General features: G+C 68.2%; 19 protein-coding genes. 8 read left to right on the forward strand and 11 right to left on the reverse strand.

All coding sequences use genetic code 11. The annotated features are described in order from the left end of the window. Nucleotides 1-253: 253 nt before the first annotated feature. The 3 genes from recQ to F2Q65_RS15040 all read right to left on the reverse strand — a co-directional run bounded on the left by recQ (nucleotide 254) and on the right by F2Q65_RS15040 (nucleotide 3185). Nucleotides 254-2092, reverse strand: a complete 1839-nt coding sequence (gene recQ, locus F2Q65_RS15030) for a DNA helicase RecQ (RefSeq protein ID WP_150094231.1) — start codon at nucleotides 2090-2092, stop codon at nucleotides 254-256. Between the two features lie 7 nt (nucleotides 2093-2099). Further along, nucleotides 2100-2414 (reverse strand): cupin domain-containing protein, encoded by a 315-nt coding sequence (locus F2Q65_RS15035; RefSeq protein ID WP_150094232.1) that lies wholly within the window; start codon nucleotides 2412-2414, stop codon nucleotides 2100-2102. Between the two features lie 93 nt (nucleotides 2415-2507). Then, complete coding sequence (locus F2Q65_RS15040; protein WP_246156263.1) at nucleotides 2508-3185, reverse strand: alpha/beta family hydrolase; 678 nt, start codon at nucleotides 3183-3185, stop codon at nucleotides 2508-2510. Nucleotides 3186-3274: 89 nt separating this feature from the next. Here F2Q65_RS15040 and F2Q65_RS15045 point away from each other — a divergent pair, with 89 nt between their 5' ends. Beyond that, nucleotides 3275-4273: a zinc-dependent alcohol dehydrogenase family protein gene (locus F2Q65_RS15045; RefSeq protein ID WP_150094233.1), complete on the forward strand. Its 999-nt coding sequence runs from the start codon at nucleotides 3275-3277 to the stop codon at nucleotides 4271-4273. Nucleotides 4274-4358: 85 nt separating this feature from the next. Here F2Q65_RS15045 and F2Q65_RS15050 read toward each other — a convergent pair whose 3' ends face one another. Beyond that, a complete protein-coding gene (locus F2Q65_RS15050) occupies nucleotides 4359-5099 on the reverse strand; it encodes a PP-loop family protein (protein WP_150094234.1) in 741 nt (246 codons plus the stop codon). 40 nt (nucleotides 5100-5139) lie between these two features. Beyond that, entirely contained in the window at nucleotides 5140-6627 is a 1488-nt protein-coding gene (locus F2Q65_RS15055; RefSeq protein ID WP_150094235.1) for a phosphomannomutase, read from the reverse strand. A 404-nt stretch (nucleotides 6628-7031) separates the two neighbouring features. On the opposite strand from F2Q65_RS15055, the gene F2Q65_RS19530 reads away from it, so the two are divergent. After that, nucleotides 7032-7793: a hypothetical protein gene (locus tag F2Q65_RS19530; RefSeq protein WP_170265760.1), complete on the forward strand. Its 762-nt coding sequence runs from the start codon at nucleotides 7032-7034 to the stop codon at nucleotides 7791-7793. A gap of 176 nt (nucleotides 7794-7969) precedes the next feature. Here F2Q65_RS19530 and yihA read toward each other — a convergent pair whose 3' ends face one another. Genes yihA through F2Q65_RS15080 form a run of 3 tightly spaced genes read right to left on the reverse strand, consistent with a single transcriptional unit; the run spans nucleotide 7970 to nucleotide 10145 of the window. After that, complete coding sequence (gene yihA / locus F2Q65_RS15070; RefSeq protein ID WP_150094269.1) at nucleotides 7970-8608, reverse strand: ribosome biogenesis GTP-binding protein YihA/YsxC; 639 nt, start codon at nucleotides 8606-8608, stop codon at nucleotides 7970-7972. A 2-nt stretch (nucleotides 8609-8610) separates the two neighbouring features. Beyond that, nucleotides 8611-9132: a cyclic pyranopterin monophosphate synthase MoaC gene (moaC, locus tag F2Q65_RS15075; protein WP_150094238.1), complete on the reverse strand. Its 522-nt coding sequence runs from the start codon at nucleotides 9130-9132 to the stop codon at nucleotides 8611-8613. A 23-nt stretch (nucleotides 9133-9155) separates the two neighbouring features. After that, the gene (locus tag F2Q65_RS15080) at nucleotides 9156-10145 is read right to left on the reverse strand and encodes a lysophospholipid acyltransferase family protein (protein ID WP_150094239.1); all 990 of its coding nucleotides are present in this window, start codon (nucleotides 10143-10145) and stop codon (nucleotides 9156-9158) included. A gap of 83 nt (nucleotides 10146-10228) precedes the next feature. Between F2Q65_RS15080 and F2Q65_RS15085 the strand changes: the two genes are divergently transcribed. After that, nucleotides 10229-10657, forward strand: a complete 429-nt coding sequence (locus F2Q65_RS15085; RefSeq protein WP_150094240.1) for a rhodanese-like domain-containing protein — start codon at nucleotides 10229-10231, stop codon at nucleotides 10655-10657. A gap of 21 nt (nucleotides 10658-10678) precedes the next feature. On the opposite strand, the gene iscR is transcribed toward F2Q65_RS15085, so the two are convergent. After that, on the reverse strand, nucleotides 10679-11197 hold the full coding sequence (gene iscR, locus F2Q65_RS15090) for a Fe-S cluster assembly transcriptional regulator IscR (protein WP_150094241.1): 519 nt from the start codon (nucleotides 11195-11197) through the stop codon (nucleotides 10679-10681). 182 nt (nucleotides 11198-11379) lie between these two features. Between iscR and F2Q65_RS15095 the strand changes: the two genes are divergently transcribed. Next, a complete protein-coding gene (locus tag F2Q65_RS15095; RefSeq protein ID WP_150094242.1) occupies nucleotides 11380-11784 on the forward strand; it encodes a helix-turn-helix domain-containing protein in 405 nt (134 codons plus the stop codon). A gap of 60 nt (nucleotides 11785-11844) precedes the next feature. Here F2Q65_RS15095 and cysE read toward each other — a convergent pair whose 3' ends face one another. Both cysE and F2Q65_RS15105 read right to left on the reverse strand, forming a co-directional pair. Continuing rightward, entirely contained in the window at nucleotides 11845-12657 is an 813-nt protein-coding gene (gene cysE / locus F2Q65_RS15100) for a serine O-acetyltransferase (RefSeq protein WP_150094243.1), read from the reverse strand. Nucleotides 12658-12730: 73 nt separating this feature from the next. Further along, the gene (locus tag F2Q65_RS15105; protein WP_150094244.1) at nucleotides 12731-13528 is read right to left on the reverse strand and encodes an RNA methyltransferase; all 798 of its coding nucleotides are present in this window, start codon (nucleotides 13526-13528) and stop codon (nucleotides 12731-12733) included. Between the two features lie 177 nt (nucleotides 13529-13705). On the opposite strand from F2Q65_RS15105, the gene F2Q65_RS15110 reads away from it, so the two are divergent. The 4 genes from F2Q65_RS15110 to F2Q65_RS15125 all read left to right on the forward strand — a co-directional run bounded on the left by F2Q65_RS15110 (nucleotide 13706) and on the right by F2Q65_RS15125 (nucleotide 17141). Then, nucleotides 13706-14503, forward strand: a complete 798-nt coding sequence (locus tag F2Q65_RS15110) for an inositol monophosphatase family protein (protein ID WP_150094245.1) — start codon at nucleotides 13706-13708, stop codon at nucleotides 14501-14503. Nucleotides 14504-14621: 118 nt separating this feature from the next. Then, nucleotides 14622-15188: a Tll0287-like domain-containing protein gene (locus F2Q65_RS15115; protein WP_150094246.1), complete on the forward strand. Its 567-nt coding sequence runs from the start codon at nucleotides 14622-14624 to the stop codon at nucleotides 15186-15188. A gap of 115 nt (nucleotides 15189-15303) precedes the next feature. Further along, on the forward strand, nucleotides 15304-15915 hold the full coding sequence (locus tag F2Q65_RS15120; RefSeq protein ID WP_150094247.1) for a hypothetical protein: 612 nt from the start codon (nucleotides 15304-15306) through the stop codon (nucleotides 15913-15915). After that, complete coding sequence (locus F2Q65_RS15125) at nucleotides 15912-17141, forward strand: protoporphyrinogen/coproporphyrinogen oxidase (RefSeq protein ID WP_150094248.1); 1230 nt, start codon at nucleotides 15912-15914, stop codon at nucleotides 17139-17141. The genes F2Q65_RS15120 and F2Q65_RS15125 overlap by 4 nt, the downstream gene beginning before the upstream one ends. The last annotated feature ends 10 nt before the right edge of the window (nucleotides 17142-17151 follow it).

A 17151-nucleotide genomic window follows, 5' to 3' on the forward strand; every position in this document is an offset into this window, starting at 1 on the left:
CAGCCCAGCCGCATCAGTCACAACATGAGCGGGTTGGGTGTCGGCGCTCTGGGGGGTGCACCATGACCAGTGCTCGCTCACCCTCTGAGCGGGTTGGGTGTCGGCGCTCTGGGGTCTCGATCGCAGGGATGCGATCGTGAAGCCTCCACGGACGGATTCACGGCGTCCCCAGAGCGCCGACACCCAACCCACGAAGCCCGCCGTCTCGTGACACAACCAATGCAGCTAGGCACTGATGGTGCGGCGCCCATCTTCAAGACAGACGGCCGTGAGTCGCCTCGTGCTCCGCCAGCACCGCCAGAAAGGCCGCACCGTAACGGTCCTGCTTGACCACACCAACGCCGCTGATCAGACCCAGCTCGTCCGCATTGCGCGGGCGAGCGGCCAGCATCTCCCGCAGGGTGGCATCGGAAAACACCACATAGGGCGGCACCCCCTGCTGCTGGGCCAGCTCACGCCGTCGCTCGCGCAGGCGCTCCCACAACGTCGCCGCCTCCGGCGTCATGTCCGCCTTGGCCGGCGCCGCACGACGTCCCGCCCGGCCGGCATCCCGAACCGGATCCCGGCGAAGACGCACCGACTGCTCACCCCGCAGCACCGGGCGGCTGCGCTCGCAGAGCTTGAGCACGCCGTAGCCCTCGATGTCCGCCACCACCAGGCCCGCGGCCACCAACTGCCGGTAGACCGAACGCCACTGGTCGGCATCCAGTTCCCGACCGATGCCGTAGGTGCTGACCTGGTCGTGGCCCAGCCGACGGATGCGCTCGGTCTGCTTGCCCAGCAACACATCGATCAGATGCCCGGCGCCGAAGCGCTGCCCGGTGCGGTGGATGCAGGACATCGCCTTCTGCGCCGCCACCGTGCCGTCCCAGGTCTGCACCGGCGTCAGACAGGTATCGCAGTTGCCGCAGGCCCCCGGCAGCGTCTCGCCGAAGTAGTTCAGCAACACCTGTCGCCGACACTCCACGGTCTCGCACAGGCCCACCAGCGCATTCAGCTTGTGCTGCTCCACCCGCTTGAAGCGGTCATCCGCCTCGCCCTGCTCGATGATCCGCCGTAGCGTCATCACGTCCCCCAGGCCGTAGCACAGCCAGGCATCCGCCGGCTGGCCGTCACGGCCCGCGCGCCCCGTCTCCTGGTAGTAGGCCTCGACGCTCTTGGGCAGATCCATGTGCGCAACGAAGCGCACGTCCGGCTTGTCGATGCCCATGCCGAAGGCGATGGTGGCCACCATCACCACCGCCTCGTCGCGCAGAAAGCGCGCCTGATGCGCACGGCGCTGCTCTGCCGACATGCCGGCATGATAGGGCAGCGCGGCAAACCCCTCGCGTTGCAGAAAGGCCGCCGTCTCGTCCACCTTCCGGCGGGACAGACAGTAGACGATGCCGGCATCGCCCGCATGCTCAGCGCGCAGAAACTCGAGCAACTGCCGGCGCGGCTGCACCTTCTCCACGATGCGATAGCGGATGTTCGGCCGATCGAAGCTGGACACGAACTGCCGCGCCTGCCCCAGGTCCAGGCGCGCGACGATCTCGTTGCGGGTGGGGGCGTCGGCGGTGGCGGTCAGCGCGATGCGCGGCACCTGCGGCCAGCGCTCGTGCAGCAGATTGAGCTGGATGTACTCAGGGCGGAAATCATGGCCCCACTGCGACACACAGTGGGCCTCGTCGATGGCGAACAGCGACGGACGCGCACGCTGCAACAGCGCCAGAAAGCGTTCCGTCAGCAGGCGCTCCGGCGCCACGTAGAGCAGGTCCAGTTCGCCGCCCAGCAGCGCCCGCTCGGTGCGCGCCTGCGCATCCGGCGCCAGGGACGAATTCAGAAAGGCCGCGCGCACGCCGAGCTGTCGCAGGGCATCCACCTGATCCTGCATCAACGCGATCAGCGGCGACACGACAATGCCGACGCCCTCGCGCAGCAGCGCCGGGATCTGATAGCACAGCGACTTGCCGCCGCCCGTGGGCATCAGCACCAGCGCATCGCCGCCGCCGGTCACATGCTCGATGATCGCCTGCTGGGCACCACGAAACTGCGTGTAACCGAAGGTCCGGCCGAGCACCTCCAGCGGGTCGCCTCCCCTGACTGGACTCATTCCTCGATCATCGGGGCAAACGCACGGCGTCCAGGCTGACCACCGGCTCCTCACCCACAACCTCGGCGGTGTGCGTCACATGCTTGGGCACCACCACCAGATCGCCCGTATCGAGCACCACCTCCTGCCCGGACATGGTCAAGCGCAAGCGCCCGGACAACACCGCATCGATCTTGTCGACACCGTGATCGTGGGCCGGAAAAAAGGTGCCCGGGGCATAGACATACCGGCTGACGCTGTAGCCGCGATCTTCCAGCTTCTGCCGCATCGCCTGCTCCGACAGCGGGCCGTCCCGCTCGGCGTGCCAGTGTTCGATCTGCATCTCGCCCTCCACAAACGCTGCCCCGTCAGTTTCATTCTAGTTGAACGATACGAAGACGGCGGCATCGCCCTTACCCGCCTCTTCCTTCAAACTTCAAACTTCCAGAAACCTCGCCACCTCCCTCGCCGCCAGCTGCAGATTCTCCTCCCAGGTCCGCCCGGAGGCCTTGCGCGGCTTGAAGCTGTGCTCGCCATCCGGGATCCAGGCGAGCCGGATCGCCGGGCTCAGCGGGTACCCCTCGACCTCACCCAGCCGTCCGAACGGATCCCGCTCCCCCTGGCAGATCAGCGTGGGCGTTCGCAGGTCCGCCAGATGCTGCACCCGCAGCCGCTGGGGCCTGCCCGGCGGATGAAACGGATAGCCCAGACAGACCAGCCCGGCCACGCCGGCCTCATCCGCGAGCAGGCTGGCAATGCGCCCGCCCAGGGATTTGCCACCGATGAACAGGCGCTCGGCGTCGCCCCGATGGCGCGCGATCTGCGCCAGAAAGGCCTCGGTCAACACCGGCTCGCGATCCGGCGGCCGTCGGCGCGACTCCTGCTCACTGCGGACCATGTACGGAAACGCAAAGCGGATCACCCGCACGCCGGATGCGGCCACCGCCCCGGCAACGGTCTGCATGAACGGCGACGCCGGCCCCTGTCCGGCGCCGTGGGCCAGCAGCAGCAGACAGGAGGCCTCCGCCGGACCATCGGCGATCGGCGTGGCAGATGAGGAGGAGCTTGCATCAAGGCTGGACATCGGCTTGAGAGGAAACGCGCTGGAGTGCATGATCAGGACTGCAAGCCGCCGCTCTGGATTCCAGAAGCAGCAACCCGTCGGCCATGGCCTGAGCGACAAGTATACGGAGGATGACCCCCATGCAGGCGATCCTGATGCGCGAGCCCGGCGAACCGGATGTGTTGATGCAGAGCGAGTTGCCGACCCCCGAGATCCAGCACCCCACGCAACTGCTGGTGCGCCTGGCCGCCGCCGGCGTCAACCCCATCGACACCAAGATCCGCCGCCGCGGGCCGTTGTTGCCGGAGACCACCGCCACCGTGCTCGGCTGCGATGGCGCCGGCGTGGTCGAAGCCGTCGGCAGCGAGGTGACCCGCTTCCAGCCGGGAGACCTGGTCTGGTTCTGCCATGGCGGTCTGGGCGGGCTGGTCGGCAATTACGCCGAATACATCGTCATCGACGCATCCGTGGCCCAGCCCAAACCCCGGTCGCTGGACTTCGTGCAGGCCGCCGCCGCACCACTGGTGCTGCTCACCGCCTGGGAATCCTTGCACGACCGGGCGCAGGTCCGCGCAGGGCAGACCGTGCTGATCCACGGCGGCGCCGGCGGCGTCGGGCATGTGGCCATCCAGCTGGCCCATCTGGCGGGCGCCCGGGTCGCCACCACCGTCAGCAGTCCGGAAAAGGCCGACTATGTCCATGCCCTTGGCGCCGAATGCGCCATCAACTACCGCGAGGAAGACCTGGTGGAGGCCATCGCCGACTGGACCGAAGGCCGCGGCGTCGACGTCGCCCTCGACACCGTTGGCCCGGACGTGTTCCGCCAGACCATCCCCGCCATGGCCGTCTACGGCGACCTGGTCAGCATCCTCGACCCCGGCCCCTTCGACCTGCAAGAGGCCCGCACCCGCAACCTGCGCATCAGCCTGGAGCTGATGCTCACCCCGCAACTGCGCGGCCTCACCGACGCCCAGGCCCACCAGGGCGAAATCCTGCGCCGCTGCGGCGACCTCTTCGACCAGAACCAGCTCCGCATCCACGTCGACCAGAGCTACCCGCTGGAACGCGCCGCCGACGCCCACCGCCGCCTGGAAGCCGGCGGCATGCAAGGCAAACTGGTGCTGACCACCCGCAACTAGTCATACCCGGAGACAGGCTCAGGGAAGCGCTGATTTATTCGGCGTGCTGATTTTTGGCCAGGATGGCCAATAAATCAGCGTCTACTCAGGTATCTGCGCCCTCTTGCAACAGGGGTCGCATGGCGTGGAGCATGCTGGAGAACAGGTGGGGGTTGTCGGCCTCTTCGCGCGCCAGCAGCTGCTTCATATGCTCCCGGCGGGTGGGCATCTGAAAGCAGGCCGGACAGCTGTCCGGCACCACCGGCAGACCGGCGGCGCTGGCGTAGTCGGCGGTCTGGCGCTCTCGGCAGTAGACCAGCGGGCGAATGATGCGCACATCGCCGGCGTCGTTGCGGTAGTGGGCCTTCATGGTACGTAGCTGGCCGCCGTGAAAGATGGACATCAGCAGGCTCTCGGCCAGGTCGTCGAGGTGCTGCCCCAGGGCCAGCACGTTGAAGCCGTGGGCGCGGCAAAGGCGATACATGATGCCCCGCTTCATGCGCGAGCAATAGGCGCAGAAAGAGTCGCCATCCATGTGCTCCCTGGCCTGCTCCATGATGGGCTGCTGCTCATAGAACCAGCGCACGCCGAGGGCGTCATAGTAGGCCTTGAGTGATGCCGGCTCGAAGCCCGGCACCTCCGGGTCGACGGTGAGGGCGGCAAGCTCGAAGCGCACCGGTGCGTAGGTCTGCAGGTGGCGCAGGATCGCCAGCAGCGACAGGGAGTCCTTGCCGCCGGACACGCCGAGCAGGATGCGGTCGCCGTCGCGGATCATGGCGTAGTCGGCGATGGCACGACCGACCTGCCGCAGCAGGGATTTCGGCGGTTTGGGCAGAGAATGGCTCATCGCGCGCAGTCGATCCGATCGGTGGCGAAAAAAGCGGCTGTCAGCCTTGCTCCCGCCAGCCGGCGAGAATCTCCATGCAGACGGCGTTCATCGCGCGGGCCCGTTCCGCGCTGGCGGCTTCGGTGTAGGCGCGCAGTTCCGGTGCATTGCCGGAGGGTCGCAGGTGGACGATGTCACCGTCGCGGAAGGTCATGCGTAACCCATCGGTGCGGTCCACCGAGGCAACGGGGCCGAAGTGCGCGCCGAACAGCGCATCGATCGCGTGCTTGTCCGCGGCGCTGTCGCCACTGTCGAGCATCGCCAGCCGACGTGCGCTGATCGCTGTGGGAAACGCCTTGATGCGATCGCTGTGGGTGAACCGCGCAGGCAACGCATCGGCAAGCTGGGACAGCGGCTTTCCGCTCGCCTTCGCCGCAGCCAGAATGGCGAGGACAACGATGACCGCATCCCGCGTGGGCAGCGCGGGCAGCCGCTTGTCGTCGCGCTGCAGATCCGAGTTGATAAGGAAGCCGCCATTGGCCTCGTACCCCACCACCGGCGCCACGCCCCGGGCGCTTTGCGCCTGCATCGCCTCGATCACATAGGGCGAGCCGATCCGGGTCCGGACGACCTCGGCAAACCAGCCGCAGCGCTCCACCACGGTATTGGAACTCACCGGGGTGACCACGGCGCGGGCACCCAGCGCGCGCGCCACCAGCACGCCAGCGACATCGCCGCGCAACCAGTCGCCTCGCTCGTCGCCCACCAGCGGGCGGTCACCGTCGCCATCGGTGGAAACCAGCGCGTCAAAGCGTCCGTCCGCCGCCCAGTTGCGGGCCAGGGCCACGTCTTCCGGGCGAATGGCTTCGGTGTCCACGGGGATGAAGGTCTCGGAAAACCCCAGCCGCTCCACCGTCGCGCCCAGGCCGGTGAGGAGCTCATAGAGGGCCTCCCGGGCGACGCTGGAGTGCTCGTACAGGCCCACCCGCAGACCGTCCAGACAGTCGGCGGGAAAGAATTCCAGATAGCGCGCCACATAGGCCTCGTGGGCGAGCCGCTCCTCCGGCGGCAACACGGCTGGCTCCACTAGGCCGCCCGCGGCGTCGAACAGGCCGTCGGGCAACGCCACGTCCTCCTCGCGGATCGCCTGCTCGTCGTGCTTCAGGATCTCGCCGGTGGGCAGATTGTACTTGATACCGTTGCGATCGTCCGGGATGTGGCTGCCGGTGACCATCATGGTCGGCATGCCCTGGGCAAGACCGAACGCGGCCAGGGCCGGCGTGGGGATGCGGCCGAGATTGCGCGGCACACAGCCGCTGTCGGTCACCGCCCGGGCGCAGGCGGCCATGATGCGACCGCTGCTGGCGCGATAGTCCCCGGCCAGGCCCACCGGAGCGCCGGCGCGTAGCCCATGGCAGCGCATCGCGTACTGCAGAAACCCCGCGGCATAGGCGTAGCAGACCCGGTCGGTCATGTCGCTCACACGGCCTCGGGCACCGCTGGTGCCAAAGGTCACACCGCTTTCAGACATCATGGCGCCGATGCGCATGGTTGATGCATCCTCAGGTCGTTATCGAACGGACACAAGCCCTTGGGGAAGCGCTGATTTATTCGGCGCTTCCCGTGCGGGGCAGGAAGCCCCGCCATTTTTAGCGGCGCAAGCCGCTGAAAATGAAGCGATTCGGAAACCGCGTTTTCGAATCGCGTGCTGATTTTTGGTCAGGATGGCCAATAAATCAGCGTCTTCTTAGTATAGTGGATCTGCCCGCGCGGACGGCAACGTCCGTGCGGGATTTCCGCTGCTGCAGATGCCTCGGCGCCCTCAGGCGTGGTATCGTCGCAGACGTCCGGCGCCGGGCCGCCTGACCAGCCCGAACGGACAACCGCAATACGACGCGCTGTGTGTCATCCGCACAGACCACCCTCGGCAACAGACATTTGAGGAGCGACACGATGATCGACAGGTCCAGACTCTTGACCCTGGCCTCCGCCACCACGCTGACGCTGGCCATGGCGCCCGCCCTGGCGGAGCAGCCCGCGGCCCAGCCCGCCGCCGAGGCCAGCACCGCCGCGCCGGCCGCGACCCCGGATGCCGCACGCGCCGCCATGGAGCAGCGCTGGGCCGACGCCATGGCCGAGCGCGAGCGCCGCTACCAGGAGCTGCGCGAGCGGGCCGCCGAACAGGGTATGGAACTGCCCGAGACCCCGCCCTGGGCCCAGGCCGGCATGCCGGAAGGCATGCCGCCCATGCCCCAGATGCCGGAAATGCCGGAAGGCATGCCCATGATGCCCGAAGGCATGCCCGAAATGCCCATGATGGGCCGCCCGGCACCGATGCAGGCGCCCATGACACCAGAAGAGCGCGACGCCATGCGTGCCGAGCGATGGGAAGAGATGCGCGCGCGCGCCGCCGAGCGCGGCATGGAACTGCCCGAGACCCCGCCCTGGGAGGCCGCCGAGCAACGCCGCCAGGCCATGCTGGAGAAGTACAACGAGTATCGCAGCATCATCGAGGCCATGACCGACGAGCAGAAAGAGGCCATCTCCGCCCTCTTCGGCGGTCAGCGTGCCCCGATGCGCAGCCCCATGCACGGCTACGGCAGACCGCCCGTCCACCCCGGCATGATGCCGCGCGGCCCCATGCCTGGAGCTCCAATGCCCGGAGCCGCCGAACCCGAAGCCGCCCCGCAGGCCGAAACGCAGCCCGCAGGCTGACCGCCGACAACGTCTTCGGCGGACTCCCGAATGTCCGCCGCTGACCGAGTGGGCCAAGTGCTTGCCATTGGGGGTCGTGATCGACCCCCGGTGGTGCCCTATAGGGAGCGCATCCCTTGAGCGGTCTAGTTCAAGGCACTGTCGCCACAGCCGGGGAGCGCCTTTCGGGGAATGGTTTAATAAAGTGTGCTGTCCCCGGAATTATCCCCAGCATCGTGGGGATAGAGCCATTGGCTGAGGTGCTGCTGGACAGCTTCAAGGCCGAGGCGGCTGGTGGCGGAGAAGGGTTCGATGTGGGCGTCGATGGTCCAGTCTTGGTCGACGGCGCGCCGGACCTGCAGCAGGGTCTGCTGGACCGCGCCGCGCTTGAGTTTGTCGGCCTTGGTCAACAGCAACAGCATCGGCAGGCGGGCGGCTTCCCCCCAGTCGAGCATCTGGCGGTCGAAGTCCGTCAGCGGATGACGGATGTCCATCACCACCACCAGCCCCTGGAGAACGGTGCGCTGCTGCAGATAGCGGCCCATCAGGGCCTGCCATGCCTCCTTGACGCTCTTGGAGACCCGCGCGAAGCCGTAGCCCGGCAGGTCCACCAGCCGGCGTTCGTCGTCCAGGGCGAAAAAGATCAACTGCTGCGTCCGGCCCGGTGTCTTGCTGGTGCGTGCCAGGCGGGTCTGGTGGCAGAGGGCGTTGATGGCACTGGACTTGCCGGCGTTGGAGCGCCCGGCGAAGGCCACCTCGCGGCCGCTGTCCGGCGGCAGGTCGCGCAGGCTGGAGGCGGCGGTGAGGAAGGCCGCGCGCTGGAACCGGGCTTGCATGGTCATGTCGACTCCTCGGGCGACAGGAGGGGCTCAGGCGACTGCGACGACGGCCGCCGCCAGTGCCCCGATCGGCCGCCGGACTTCTCCAGCAGGCCGACGGCGTCGATGCACATGCCGCGGTCGACCGCCTTGCACATGTCATAGATGGTGAGCAGCGCCACCTGCACGGCGCACAGGGCCTCCATTTCGACACCGGTGCGGCCTCGCGTCTCCACCGCCGCGCGGCAGCGGACCGCCCCCTGGGGCCGATCGACCTCCAGCGCCACGTCGATGTGGGTCAGCGCCAGCGGGTGGCACAGCGGGATCAGGTCAGCAGTGCGCTTGGCCCCCATGATCCCCGCAAGACGCGCGATTCCCAGCACGTCGCCCTTGGCATGCTCGCCCGCGGCGATCATGTCCAGTGTACGCCCCTGCATCCGGATCACGCCCTCCGCCACAGCCCGGCGATGGCTGATCTCCTTGGCGCCGACGTCGACCATGTGCGCATCGCCGGCGGCATTGAAGTGGGTCAGTTCCGACATACCGCGAGTCCCTCCTTCGCCCATCATCCGTCACCCTCGGCCTTCAGGCTCAGCCGCCGCCAGCGCTCCGCCGTCTCGATGGCAGCGTAATCGCCCACGCCACCGGTGTAGGCCTTGGGGCCGTCCTGCGGGCGTCGACGGAAGCGGCGGTAGGGCCACAGATACTGCTCCGGACAGACGGCGATGCATTGCTCGATGCCGCGATTCAGCGCCGCCGCAGCGATGGCATCGTCCACGCTGTCGATGCCTTCCGGCGCCGGCAGGCAGTGCACGCGGTACCCCGCCGCCCAGGGCAGGCGCTCGGCGAACATGAAGATCACTCGCGCACCGCTCTTGCGCGCCAGCCGGTTCACCAGCACCATGGTCCAGGCGGGCAGGCCGAACAGCGGCGCAAAGGCCGCCCCCTTGCTGGCGCGAGGCTCCTGATCCGGCAGGATGCCGGCATACTCCCCCCGGGCGAGCCCCTGCACCAGCGAGCGGATGCCGCGACCGGTGATGGGCGCCAGGGTTGCCCCGCTGCGATTGCGCGCGGCGACGATGAGGTCGTCCAGGTACTGTTGCGGCTTGTAGAAGATGGTGGTCGGCCCTTGCGCCGCCAGATGCAGCCCCGCCAGCTCCCAGGCCCCCAGATGGGGCGAGAGCACGATCAGCCCCTCACCGTCGCGACGCTGCAGCAGCTCGGCGCCGCGCACCTCGCGCACCAGGCCCAGCACCTGGTCGCTCGGGCGCAGCCACAGCCGGGCTAGCTCCAGATAGGTCTTGCCGAACTCGCGCAGACAGCGATTGCGCAGGCGGATCTTCTGCCGCGCCGGCAGCTGCGGGTAGCACAGGCTGATGTTGATCAGCGCATTGCGCCGCTGTCGGTTCGGCAGCAGGATCACGCCCCAGCCCACCAGCACGCCCAGGCCGTGCAACACCGCCAGGGGCAGATGCGACAGGCCGCCCAGCAGCGCCCGCAGCAGACGCTCCTGGTGCTGTTTCGTGCGCGTGTCTCGCCGTTCAGGCCCGCTCATGCGTCCGCTCCTGTTCCGCCCTTGTATTCAAACCCGTCATCGTTGCAGAATCGGCGAAAAACGCCAACACCAAAGGAGCCCCCATGAGTGACCCAATCCCCAAGGAACTGACCCCGCAGCAGGCCTACCAGTTGATCGAGGACGACCCCCGGGCTGTGCTGGTAGACATCCGCTCGAGCATGGAATTCCTGTTCGTCGGCCATCCCAAGGGGGCAGTGCATGTGCCCTGGATCGACGAGCCCGACTGGACGGTGAACCCGGATTTCGTCACCGAGATCCGCAAGCTGCTGCTCGGCGGCGCCACCTGCAGCAAGGACGGCCCGTGCGCGCCGGTGGTGCTGATCTGCCGCAGCGGAAAGCGCTCCCTGGAGGCCGGCAAGGCCCTGCTGAGCAACGGCTTCAGCAATGTCTACCACGTGGACGAGGGCTTCGAGGGCGAACTGGACGAGCATCACCACCGCAGCACCGTCGGCGGCTGGCGATTCCACGGCCTGCCCTGGGAGCAGTGCTGAACAGCGACCGGCCTGCCCGTGTCAGGTGTGCAGGCTGGCGTCGTCCCGCGATGGCTTGATCGGCACCGCCACCGCTGCGGCGGACCGGGCGCCGCCGGCCCGCCGACGCGGTTCGGCGCTGGCTTCGGCTTCATGATCCGGCCGACGGTCCACCAGGTCCTGCACGCTGATGTGGCTCAGGTAGTCGTGGATACGTTCACTCAGGTCCATCCACAGGCCATGGGTCAGGCAGGGGCCGGAGTCCTTGCAGTTGCCCTCGCCCCCGCAGCGGGTAGTGTCGATGTTCTCGTCCACCGCGGTGATCACCGCCGCGATGCTGATGGTCGACGCCTCCCGTGCCAGATGATAGCCGCCGCCCGGACCCCGCACACTGGCCACCAGGCCGCGCTTGCGCAGCTTGGCAAACAGCTGCTCCAGGTACGACAGGGAGATGCCCTGGCGATCGGCAATGTCCGCCAGCGAGATCGGACCCTGGCCGCCGTGGATCGCGAGGTCGAGCACGGCGGTGACCGCATAGCGGCCCTTGGTCGTGAGGCGCATTGGCTGAAGTTCCTCCGGGCGCACCAAATCTGACGGAATGCTACGATACCTGACCGATATCATCAATTTTTCCTCGACCTGCGTGGTCAAGCGCGTCCATCGCAGGCTCACGCCGGCCCCGCCAGGCGTGATAGTCTTGCAGGGTACGTCCCGCATGGGTCCATCAGATGCAGCCGAGTACCATGAACGAAGAGACCAAAGCGCTGACCGAAACCATCGCCAACCGCCTGCGCACCGCCCGCGCCGCCACTGGCCTGAGCCTGAAGCAACTGTCCGACAAGACCCAGGGCAGGCTGACCAAGTCGCGCATCAGCAACTACGAGCAGGGCCTGCGACGCCTGCGCATCGAGTCCGCCGAGATCCTGGCGCAGGCCCTGGGCAACGTCACCACCGCCCACCTGCTGTGCCTGGACGAGGGCGAGCTCCGGCTCAACGACGAAGAGCAACGCCTGCTCGAGGTATACCGCTCGGCGGATGAACTCGGCCGCGCGACCATCATGGGCGTTGCCGACCATGAGTATCGCCTGATCGCCGGGCGCCCGCGTCGGGGACGTCCCCGCGGTCGGGCCGCCAGCCGGGCCGCCTGAGATCAGCCGCGAGCACCGAAGTCTCGCTTGCAACAGGGATCGAACGACAGCCTCGGCGCGTCAGCCCGCCGCGGGCTTTCCGCCCCTGGTTTTGTCCGCGGTGTCCGCGCCCTGCGCCGCCGGCAGCGCCGGGTCGATGCTGCAGTCGTCCAGGTCGTCCAGGTGCTCGAAGTGGCGCGTGATGCCGCGTTCCTCCAGCGCCCGCGACAGGGCCTCCATGCGCCGATCCATGATGTGGATATGGTCCAGCATGCGGTTGATGGCATCCGCCACCGGGTCCGGCGCATCGCGCACCGCGCCATAGGCATCGAAGCCGATGCGCTTGGCAGTGTCCGCGCGCCGCTGCATCGCCGCATCCGCCCGGTGCTCGATCACCCGCCCGGGCACGCCCACCACGGTACCCCCCGGCGGCACCGCCTTCACCACCACGGCATTGGAGCCGATACGGGCCCCGTTGCCGATCTCGATCGGCCCCAGCACCTTGGCCCCGGCGCCGACTACCACATCGCATCCCAGCGTCGGATGCCGCTTGCCCTTCTGCCAGGTGGTGCCGCCCAGGGTCACGCCGTGGTACAGGGTGCAGTCGTCACCCACCACCGCCGTCTCGCCGATGACCACGCCCATGCCATGGTCGATGAAGAACCGCCGGCCGATCTGCGCCCCCGGGTGGATCTCGATGCCGGTGAACAGGCGCGCGATGTTCGACAGCATGCGCGCCGGCCACTTCAGCCCGCGGCGCCACAGCGCATGGCTGAGCCGATGGGTCAGTACCGCATGCAGGCCCGGATAGGTGGTCAGGATCTCGAAGGCATTTCGGGCCGCCGGATCGCGATCGAACACGCTGCGGATATCCTCCCGAAGCCGACCAAACATACTGCATACTCCATTTCCATCAGAGAAATATGGATTTGTCGGCCATCTCGCCGGAAATCCGCCTCTTCTCCTATCAGCGCATGAACCGCCCGGGCGCCTTGCGCCCCTGTGCCGCCGACAGTATACCGCGCAGGATGTTCAGCTCGGTGTGGTCCGGCCGGGCGCGGTTGAACAGCCGACGCAGCCGGCGCAGCAGCCGTTTCGACTGATCAGGATCGGCAAAGCCGATGCCCACCAGGGTCTCGCGCAGATGGGTGTAGAAGCCCTCCATCTCGTCGGCCGTCGCCGGCGGCTCACCGGTCGGCGCCTGCGTGATCGCACCGGTGCCGGTCCCGGTTCCGGCAGCCACTGCATCAGCGGCGTGGTTCAGCCAGCTGCGACGGATCTCGTAGGCGAACACCTGGGCGGCGGCACCGATGTTGAGCGAGCTGAAGGCCGCATCGCTGTCGATGTGCGCCAGGTAGTGGCACAGGCCCAGTTCATCGTTGGTCAGCCCCGAGCTCTCGCGGCCGAACACCAGCGCCACGTCGCCTTGCAGGGCCTCGTGCACCAGCCGCTGGCCGCAGGCGGCGGGATCCAGCTGCGGCCACTCCACCGAGCGCAACCGCGCGCTGGAGCCCACCACCAGCCGGCAACCGGTCAGGGCCTGGGCCAGCTCCTGATGCACGCCGGCCCGGGCCAGCAGGTCATCGGCGCCGGACGCACGCGCCACCGCCTCGGCATCCGGCAACCGCCGCGGCCGCACCAGCTCCATGCGTGCCAGGCCCATGGTCTTCATGGCCCTGGCCACGGCGCCGATGTTGCCGCTGAGGCTGGTCTCCACCAGCACGAAGCGGATGCGCGCCAACGGCGACTGCGCAGTTCGATCCATATTGGAAGCCGGTTCGGAAGCCGGTTCGGAAGCGGGCTCGGGCGAATGACTCATGGCGATACACCTGCTGGGACCAACGTCGTTGCCATTGTCAGGCATCGCCGGCCGCGACGCATCCGGTTCCGATCAATTGCCCCGGCCCTTCCACCACGGCGGCGCTTGGAGTATCGTTGCGCCATGTCAGCGATGCTAAATATTGCCGTGCGTGCCGCACGGGCCGCCGGGCGCGTCACCATGCGCTATTTCGACCGGATCGACACGGTCAAGGTCGTCAGCAAGAGCCGCAACGACTTCGTCACCGATGTCGACCGCGCCGCCGAGATCGCCATCATCCAGGAGTTGCGCGGCAAGTTTCCGGATCACGCCATCCTGGCGGAAGAGAGCGGCAGCCACGGCGGCAACGAGTTCGAGTGGATCATCGACCCGCTGGACGGCACCACCAACTATGTGCACGGTTTTCCGCAGTGGTCCGTCTCCATCGGGCTACGGGTGCGCGGGCGCATGGAACTGGGGGTGGTCTACGACCCGCTGCACGAGGAGCTCTTCACCGCCGAGCGCGGCGGCGGTGCCAAGCTGAACGACCGCCGCATCCGGGTCAGTAGCCGCCGCGGACTGGAGGGCGCCCTCATCGGCACCGGCATCCCGTTTCGCGAACAGCACCACCTGGACCGCTACCTGGGCATGCTCAAGGCACTGATCCAGGACACCGCCGGCATTCGTCGGCCCGGCTCCGCGGCGCTGGACTTCGCCTATGTCGCCGCCGGCCGGCTGGACGGATTCTGGGAGCTGGGCCTGTCGCCCTGGGACTTCGCCGCCGGCGCCCTGCTGGTGGCCGAGGCCGGTGGTACCGTCACCGACCTGTCCGGGGGCGATCGCTTCTTCGACACCTGCAACGTCGTCGCTGGCGGACTCAAGGTCCACCGGGCCATGCTGGAGCGCCTGCGTCCGTTCGTCGATGCCGACCTGCCTGCCTGAGCCGCAGACCAGGTTGCCGGGCCTGCAACGGTTGCGCTTTACCATGGCCAAATCCTGGCCATGCAGGCATAGTGCGCGACCGCACAGATTCCAACCCGACACCCAGGAGATCCGACCCATGCGTACCCGCCCCATCGCCATCGCCGCCGTGCTCGCCGTCACCGCGCTGGCCGCCAATGCCGACACCGCCCGTGACGCACAGCAGGCCAGAGACCTGATCAAGACCTTTGCCGGCACCCTCCAGGGCGAACTGCAAGCCGCCATGAAGGCCGGCGGCCCGGTCGAGGCCGTCAGCGTCTGCTCCGACCGTGCCCCCGCCATCGCCGCCGAGCTGTCCGAGGCCTCCGGCTGGGACATCGGCCGCACCAGCGACAAACCCCGCAATGCGGCCAACAACACCCCCGACGCCTGGGAGCAGAAGGTGCTGCGCCAGTTCGCCGACCGCCAGCGCAACGGCGAGGCCGTCGCCGGCATGACCTATGCCGAGGTCATCCACGACGATGGCGGCAAGACCTACCGCTTCATGCAGGCCATCCCCACCGGCCAGGTCTGCCTGACCTGTCACGGCAGCGACATCGAGCCGGGGCTGGCCGAAGCCATCGATGCGGCTTATCCTGACGACCGGGCACGCGGCTTCGCCCTGGGCGATCTCCGCGGCGCCTTCAGCCTTTCCAAGCCGCTCTGAGCCACTGCCCCCTGAATCGGGGGCCGACTCGGTACCGGATCGCCATCGCATCCGCATCGAATCACCAAGAGGGGCGCGGAGCGGGTTGATCACAAGCTGCCGCACCGGAGCCGCGATGTCTGGCGATCGATACAACGTGGTCTTTACCGGCGCGGTGTCGGCGGACACATCCGTCGACGCCGTTCGCCAGCACCTGCAGACACTGTTCAAGCTCAGCCCGGAACGGGCCGATCACCTGCTCAGCGGTCGGCGGATCATCGTCAAGCGCGGCGTCGACGAGGCCACCGCCCGACGCTTCCAGCAGGCCTTTCAGGCCGCCGGCGCCGAGGCCCGGATCGAGCCCGAGACCGCCTCCGACCAGCCAGCCGAGCAGCCGCCCGAACAGCCCCCTGACCAGCCGCCACCGCCCCCCGGGCTGGCACTGGCCCCCCTCAGGGCCCGACTGGACGACGACGGCGCGGACTGGCAGGGCGAGGACACCAGCGCGCCCGCGCCGACCGCCACCTGGGACACCAGCACGCTGCGCCTGGTGGAAGGCCACGACTGGACGCTGCAAGACTGCCAGCCGCCGCCACCGTCGCCCCCGGACATCGACATCAGCGGCCTCGCGCTCGAGCCCCTGCCGGAACCGACTCCGCAAGCAACCCCGGAAAAATCGGCAGAGCCTGAGGCAGCGTCGTCCGCTGCAACCGCTGCCGAACCATCAGCCAGACCACGAACCCCATGACTCCGCAACAGCATTCGCACATCGTCATCGGCGGCGGCATCAGCGGCATCAGCGCCGCCCACTATGCCACCCGCGCCGGCATCGACAGCCTGGTACTGGAACAGGACACACGCATCGGCGGTTGCATGCAGACCGCCATGTTCGACACCCTGGACGGATTCTGGATCGAGGCCGGCAGCCACAGCTGCTTCAACAGCTACGGCAACCTGATCGACATCCTGGAGCCCCTCGGCCTGCTGCCCCTGGCCACCGCCAAGGCCAAGCAGAGCTACGCCCTGTGGCGCGGCGGCAAGCGCAGTTCCATCTTCTCGGCACTGCACCTGGCGGAACTGCTGCGCTCGCTGCCGCGGCTGTTCACCCAGTCGAAGGCCGGCGCGAGCGTGGCCGAGTACTACGGCCGCGGGCTCGGCAGACGCAATTACCAGGACCTGTTCGGGCCGGCCTTCCGCTCTGTCATCTGCCAGCGCGCCGACGACTTTCCCGCCGAGGCCCTGTTCCGCAAGAAACCGCGCCGCAAGGACGTGCTGCGCAGCTTCACCATGCCCGAAGGCCTGCAGCAGATCCCCCGCGCCATTGCCGAACGCAGCGGCATCGAGGTCCGCACCGGCCAAGGTGTCGAGGCCATCGAAACCGCCCCGGACAGCGCACAGCCCGGTTACATCCTGCGCCTCAGCGACGGCAGCCGGCTCGGCTGCCGGCACCTGACCCTGGCGGTGCCGCCGGACGTCGCCGCGCGACTGCTGCAGCCGCTGGCGCCGGAGGCCGCCGCCGTCATCAGTGACATCGGCGTGGTGGAGATCGACAGCCTGCTGCTGGCCTTTCCCAAAGACGCCCTGACCATCCCCGAACTGGCGGGCCTGATCAGCGTTGATGGCCCCTTCCTGTCCGCGGTGTCGCGCGACTTCCTGGCCGATCCGCGCTGGCGCGGCTTCGCCTTCCATTTTCCCGCCGACACCCTGGACGATGCGGCCCGCGTACAGGCCGCCTGCACCGCCCTGGACACCACGCCCGAGCAGGCCGCGGCCATCCGCCACACCCGCAACCGACTGCCCAGCCTGCGCAAGGGGCACGGCCAGCGCCTGCAGGCCCTGGACACCAGCCTGCAAGGCAGCCGCATCGGCGTGACCGGCAACTGGTTCCTCGGCGTCTCCATCGAAGACTGTGTCACCCGCAGCCGCCAGGAACACGTCCGCCGCTTCGGCGACGACCTGCCCCGTCGCCAATAGGATCAGCACA

It is taken from the genome of Thiohalocapsa marina (assembly GCF_008632335.1).
GTDB classification, from domain to species: domain Bacteria; phylum Pseudomonadota; class Gammaproteobacteria; order Chromatiales; family Chromatiaceae; genus Thiohalocapsa; species Thiohalocapsa marina.

Excerpts from the sequence above, each read along its gene's own strand:
- recQ (WP_150094231.1), bottom strand. The coding sequence starts at position 2,092 with ATGAGTCCAGTCAGGGGAGGCGACCCGCTGGAGGTGCTCGGCCGGACC.
- F2Q65_RS15035 (WP_150094232.1), bottom strand. The coding sequence starts at position 2,414 with ATGCAGATCGAACACTGGCACGCCGAGCGGGACGGCCCGCTGTCGGAG.
- F2Q65_RS15040 (WP_246156263.1), bottom strand. The coding sequence starts at position 3,185 with ATGCACTCCAGCGCGTTTCCTCTCAAGCCGATGTCCAGCCTTGATGCA.
- F2Q65_RS15045 (WP_150094233.1), top strand. The coding sequence starts at position 3,275 with ATGCAGGCGATCCTGATGCGCGAGCCCGGCGAACCGGATGTGTTGATG.
- F2Q65_RS15050 (WP_150094234.1), bottom strand. The coding sequence starts at position 5,099 with ATGAGCCATTCTCTGCCCAAACCGCCGAAATCCCTGCTGCGGCAGGTC.
- F2Q65_RS15055 (WP_150094235.1), bottom strand. The coding sequence starts at position 6,627 with ATGCGCATCGGCGCCATGATGTCTGAAAGCGGTGTGACCTTTGGCACC.
- F2Q65_RS19530 (WP_170265760.1), top strand. The coding sequence starts at position 7,032 with ATGATCGACAGGTCCAGACTCTTGACCCTGGCCTCCGCCACCACGCTG.
- yihA (WP_150094269.1), bottom strand. The coding sequence starts at position 8,608 with ATGCAAGCCCGGTTCCAGCGCGCGGCCTTCCTCACCGCCGCCTCCAGC.
- moaC (WP_150094238.1), bottom strand. The coding sequence starts at position 9,132 with ATGTCGGAACTGACCCACTTCAATGCCGCCGGCGATGCGCACATGGTC.
- F2Q65_RS15080 (WP_150094239.1), bottom strand. The coding sequence starts at position 10,145 with ATGAGCGGGCCTGAACGGCGAGACACGCGCACGAAACAGCACCAGGAG.
- F2Q65_RS15085 (WP_150094240.1), top strand. The coding sequence starts at position 10,229 with ATGAGTGACCCAATCCCCAAGGAACTGACCCCGCAGCAGGCCTACCAG.
- iscR (WP_150094241.1), bottom strand. The coding sequence starts at position 11,197 with ATGCGCCTCACGACCAAGGGCCGCTATGCGGTCACCGCCGTGCTCGAC.
- F2Q65_RS15095 (WP_150094242.1), top strand. The coding sequence starts at position 11,380 with ATGAACGAAGAGACCAAAGCGCTGACCGAAACCATCGCCAACCGCCTG.
- cysE (WP_150094243.1), bottom strand. The coding sequence starts at position 12,657 with ATGTTTGGTCGGCTTCGGGAGGATATCCGCAGCGTGTTCGATCGCGAT.
- F2Q65_RS15105 (WP_150094244.1), bottom strand. The coding sequence starts at position 13,528 with ATGGATCGAACTGCGCAGTCGCCGTTGGCGCGCATCCGCTTCGTGCTG.
- F2Q65_RS15110 (WP_150094245.1), top strand. The coding sequence starts at position 13,706 with ATGTCAGCGATGCTAAATATTGCCGTGCGTGCCGCACGGGCCGCCGGG.
- F2Q65_RS15115 (WP_150094246.1), top strand. The coding sequence starts at position 14,622 with ATGCGTACCCGCCCCATCGCCATCGCCGCCGTGCTCGCCGTCACCGCG.
- F2Q65_RS15120 (WP_150094247.1), top strand. The coding sequence starts at position 15,304 with ATGTCTGGCGATCGATACAACGTGGTCTTTACCGGCGCGGTGTCGGCG.
- F2Q65_RS15125 (WP_150094248.1), top strand. The coding sequence starts at position 15,912 with ATGACTCCGCAACAGCATTCGCACATCGTCATCGGCGGCGGCATCAGC.